We start from the raw sequence: 4,877 nt of genomic DNA on the forward strand, positions 1-4,877 counted from the left end.
CGCTTCGTCATTGATTTCATCCGCTGGCGGAGGACGGCGCGGCGGTTCGGTGGGCGCCGCATCCGGCTGGCGGCGATCGCCGTCTGGGTGATGCCGCTGACGCTGGGCGCGGTCTTCCTGGCGCTGTTCGGTGCCGCCAATCCGGTCATCGACTATTGGCTGTCGCTGATCGATCTCGTGAGGCTGCTCGATCTTATCCAGCTGGCGCGGATTGCCTTCTGGCTGTTCGTGCTCGCCGCTGTCTGGGCTTTTCTGCGACCGCGCATGCCGCGCCTGGTTCGCCGCATCCCGCGCGCGTTGCCGGCGGTCAGCGCTCAAGCCGGCAAAACCGCCACCACCATCGAAGACATCCTGTTCGGCAAGGCCGCCATCCTGCGCGCCCTGATCGTCTTCAACATCCTGTTTGCGCTGCAGACGGCGCTCGACGCCGCCTATCTGTGGGGCGGGGCAGCGCTTCCCGATGGGCTGAGCTACGCCTCCTACGCGCATCGTGGCGCCTATCCCTTGATCGTCACGGCACTGCTTGCCGCCGGCTTCGTGCTGGCAGCGCTGCGACCCGGCAGCGAAACCTCGGCCGATCCGCTGATCCGCCGGCTGGTCTATGTCTGGGTGGCGCAGAACATCATGCTGGTCATCTCGTCGATCCTGCGGCTCGACCTCTATGTCGGCATCTATGCATTGACCTACTGGCGCGTCGCCGCCTTTGTCTGGATGGGGCTGGTGGCAGCAGGCCTTGCCCTGATCATTGCCCGCATCGCGCTTAGAAAATCCAACGAATGGCTGCTGTCCGCCAATCTTCTGACGTTATCCCTGACGCTTTATGCCGGCTGTTTCATCAATTTCGCAGCAACGATCGCCAATTACAATGTCGACCATTCCCTCGAAATGACCGGCCAGGGCATTCCCCTAGACGCCTGGTATCTTCACTCGCTCGGTCCGGGCGCGTTTCCCGCGCTTGATCGCTTCCTCGAGCACCAGGGCAAGACGGCGGCCGCCGGCACTGTCCGCGAACTGGCCGGCGTGCGCGGCAGCGACGAAATCTGGTATCGAACTATCCAGCAGAACTGGCGGGCCTGGAGCTTTCGCGACTGGCGGCTGCTTCGATATCTCGACACCAAGGAGCCGTTCGTGATTCCCTCCGCTATCGAACCTTCCATGCCGGGCCGCTGATCCATGCCGCATCACATCCTCGTCGCCGACGATGACCCGCACATCCGCGAGGTGATCTGCTTTGCCTTGGAGAAGGCCGGCATGAAAACGACAGGGGTGGCCGACGGTGCCGCCGCCTTGCAGGCAATCGGCCGCCGGGCACCGGACCTCGTCGTGCTCGATATCGGCATGCCGGAAATGGACGGGCTGGAGGTCTGCCGGCGGCTGCGGCACATATCCGATGTGCCGGTGCTGTTCCTCTCTGCGCGCGACGAGGAGATCGACCGCATCCTCGGGCTCGAAATGGGCGGCGACGACTATGTGACGAAACCATTCAGCCCGCGCGAGCTGGTTGCCCGCGTCAACGTCATCCTGCGGCGCGCCCGCCCGGCGGTGCCCGAACCGGCCGACGACAGGCAGTTTTCGCATGGCAAACTGGCTCTGGCGCCGGCCAGCCATACCGCCAGCTTCGACGGCAAGCCGTTATCGTTGACAGGAATAGAGTTCTCGATCCTGAAGGGGTTCCTGGCGCGGCCGGCGCATGTGCTCGACCGCGACGCGGTGACGGCCAGCGCCTATGCCGCAAACATCCACGTCGCCGGCCGCACCGTCGACAGCCACATCCGCAACATCCGCGCCAAACTGGCAGCCGTGGGTTGCCCAAATGTCATCGAGACGGTGCATGGCGTCGGCTTCCGGCTTGGCCGATGCGGCTGACGGCCTCCAGCAAATGGATCGGCCGCAAATGGCGGCCACGGCTTGCCACGGTCGTCGTCGCCATCCTGATCATGGTGATGGCCTTGCCACTGGTCGGCCTGTTCTTCTTCCGCCTCTACGAGAACCAGCTGATCCGCCAGACCGAGGCGGAGCTGATCGCGCAAGGCGCTGCCATCGCCGCCATCTATGCGCGGGATGTACGTGACGCCGGCATCCCACCGGAAAAGCTCGGTGCGCCGATGCCGGAGCCAAGTGGGGATTCAAGCCGCAGCGTCAATCCGGACCCGCTCTACAGGCCAATCGAACCGCAGCTCGATCTTGCCTCGGATTATGTCCTGCCGACCCGGCCGGCGGCGATGCCGGCGATCGTCGATCCCGCCTTCGCGGTGATCGGCGCGCGCCTGTCCGGCATCCTCGACGCCACCCAGAAAACCACGTTGGCCGGCTTCCGGCTGCTCGACCCCCGGGGCGTCGTCATTGCCGGGCGCGGCGAGGTCGGCCAGTCGCTCAGTGCGGTCGAAGAGGTGCGCACAGCACTTGCCGGCCACTATGCCAGCGCGCTCAGGCTGCGCATTCCCGACCAGCCGACGCCACCGCTCTATTCGGTCAGCCGCGGCACCAAGGTGCGTGTCTTCGTCGCCCTGCCGGTCGCTGTCGACGGCCAGGTCGCCGGCGTCGTCTATGTGTCGCGGACGCCCAACAACATCATCAAGCATCTCTATGGCGAACGCGGCAAGGTGACGTTGGCGGCGATCGCCATTCTCGGCGGCACGCTGCTCATCGGTCTCATCTTCCTGCGCACCGTCAGCCGGCCGATCTATGCGCTGATCGACCGCACCGAGCGCATCGCCGCCGGCGACCGCACGGCGATCCGGCCGCTCGACCACCACGGCACGCGAGAGATGGCGGAGCTGTCCGCAGCCTTCCTCGACATGGCCGAGAAGCTTCAGGCACGGTCGGACTCGGTCCAGACTTTCGCCACACATGTCTCGCATGAGCTCAAATCGCCGCTGACGGCGATCCAGGGCGCGGCCGAATTGCTGCGCGATTCCGGTGGCGCGATGGACGATGCGGAGCGGCGGCGTTTCTCCAACAATATCGTCACCGATGCGGGGCGGCTCAATCTGCTGGTGCGGCGCCTGCTCGACCTGGCGCGCGCCGAAAACCTGGCGCCGAGCGGCGAAAGCACATCGCTCGGTGCGGCACTGTCGCTGCTGCCCGTCGATAGCAGGCTCACGGTTAGCATCGGGGCCGGCGGCGACATCAGATTGCGCATATCGGCCGAGAACGCGGCTATCGTGCTGGCCAATCTCATCGACAATTCGGCCAGGCATGGCGCGACGCAGGTTTCTGTCTCCGCTACGAGCGCCGGCGGCAAGGCGAGCATCCTGGTCAGCGACGACGGTGCCGGCATTTCGCCGAGCAACCGGGCGCGCATTTTCGAGCCGTTCTTCACCACGCGGCGCGAACAGGGCGGCACCGGCATGGGGCTTGGCATCGTGCTGGCCCTCCTGAAAGCGCATGATGGTATGATCGCGCTGGTTGACAGCGAGCGCGGCACGCGCTTCGAGGTCATTCTGCCGGTGGCGTGAAGGACACTATCGGCCGGATCGGAGAGAACATGCGCTACGACATCGTCATCATCGGCGGAGCCATCGTCGGCTCCTCGGTCGCCTATTACCTGCGTGAGCAAGGGTTTTCCGGCACGATCGCGCTGGTCGAGCGTGATCCGCAATTCGCGCATGCGGCAACGACGCTGTCCATGGCCTCGATCCGCCAGCAATTCTCGATCCCGGAAAACATCCGCCTGTCGCAGTTCACGCTGAAGCTGTTCCGGCGGCTGAAGGAAGAGTTCGGGGATGACGCCGATATCGGCTTTCGCGAGGGCGGCTACCTCATCCTTGCCGGCGAGGACGGCTTGCCGATCCTGAGGAGCAATCACCAGGCGCAGATGGCCGAGGGCGCCGACATTGTGCTGGAGGACGCGGATCAGCTGGTGCGCCGGTTCCCATGGCTGTCGACCGAGGGCATTTCAGCCGGCGCCTATGGCCGCACCGGCGAAGGCTGGTTCGACGCGCATGCGATGCTGACGCTGTTCCGCAAGGCGCTGCGGCAGAAGAAAGTCGATTTCATCGCCGCAGATGTCACCGGCATCGCGCGCGATGGCAACCGCGTCACGGGAGTGAGCCTGGGCAATGGCGAGACGCTGGAGGCTGGCATCGTCGTCAACGCCGCCGGCCCTAACGCCGGCAAGGTGGCTGCCATGGCCGGGCTCGAGCTGCCGGTCGAGCCGCGCAAGCGCAATGTCTTCGTCTTCGAGGCGCGCGAGAAATATGCCGACATGCCGCTGCTGGTCGATCCCTCCGGCATCTATGTCCGTCCGGAAGGCTCGGTCTACCTCACCGGCGGCGCCGAACCGGAGGAAGGCGACTGCGCACCCGATCCCGGCGACTTCGAGGTAAACTGGCCACTGTTCGAAGAGGTGATCTGGCCGGTGCTGGCGACCCGTATTCCCGCCTTCGAGGCGATCAAGCCGACCCGTGCCTGGGCCGGCCACTACGACTACAACACGCTCGACCAGAACGCGGTGATCGGTCCGCATCCCGACGTCGGCAATTTCCTATTCGCCAACGGCTTTTCCGGCCACGGCCTGCAGCAGGCGCCAGCAGTGGGCAAAGCGCTGGCCGAGCTGATCGTGCATGGCGGTTATCGCACGGTGGATTGCTCGGCGTTCGGGTATGAGCGGGTGGCGGAGGGAAGGGCGTTCCGGGAATTGAATGTGATTTGAGCGGGCGAAGGGAAGGTCCTTTTTGACGCTGGCGCGAAGGATCGCCACGGTTGCGGAAGAGTATTTCGAGCGAGCCTCAGCCCTTGCGGTCGAACCAGAAGGCGTCGGCCATGCGCTTCATGCCGATACGTTCGTAGAAGCCGACGGCATCGGGCATGGAGATCAGGCTGATGGCGACCGATGGTCCAAGCTGCCGGCGCGCCTCGTCCATCAGGCCCTTGCC

4 protein-coding genes and 1 pseudogene are annotated in these 4,877 nt (G+C 65.2%); 4 read left to right on the plus strand and 1 reads right to left on the minus strand.

Going from position 1 to position 4,877, the window contains the following annotated elements; translation table 11 throughout:
* The 4 genes from EN969_RS16970 to EN969_RS16985 form a co-directional block, all read left to right on the plus strand.
* The coding region (locus EN969_RS16970; RefSeq protein ID WP_127419257.1) for a DUF4173 domain-containing protein at positions 1-1,170 on the plus strand (1,170 nt) is incomplete at its 5' end.
* Between the two features lie 3 nt (positions 1,171-1,173).
* The gene (locus EN969_RS16975) at positions 1,174-1,866 is read left to right on the plus strand and encodes a response regulator transcription factor (RefSeq protein ID WP_063169570.1); all 693 of its coding nucleotides are present in this window, start codon (positions 1,174-1,176) and stop codon (positions 1,864-1,866) included.
* A complete protein-coding gene (locus tag EN969_RS16980) occupies positions 1,857-3,458 on the plus strand; it encodes an ATP-binding protein (protein WP_127419258.1) in 1,602 nt (533 codons plus the stop codon). The genes EN969_RS16975 and EN969_RS16980 overlap by 10 nt, the downstream gene beginning before the upstream one ends.
* A gap of 29 nt (positions 3,459-3,487) precedes the next feature.
* Positions 3,488-4,654, plus strand: coding sequence for an FAD-binding oxidoreductase (locus EN969_RS16985; protein ID WP_063169568.1), 1,167 nt, complete (start codon positions 3,488-3,490; stop codon positions 4,652-4,654).
* Positions 4,655-4,730: 76 nt separating this feature from the next.
* Here the strand turns inward: EN969_RS16985 and EN969_RS36040 are convergent.
* A pseudogene (locus tag EN969_RS36040) lies at positions 4,731-4,877 on the minus strand (GNAT family N-acetyltransferase); the annotation flags it as partial.

Source organism: Mesorhizobium sp. M7A.F.Ca.CA.003.01.2.1, assembly GCF_003998945.1.
GTDB lineage: Bacteria > Pseudomonadota > Alphaproteobacteria > Rhizobiales > Rhizobiaceae > Mesorhizobium > Mesorhizobium ciceri.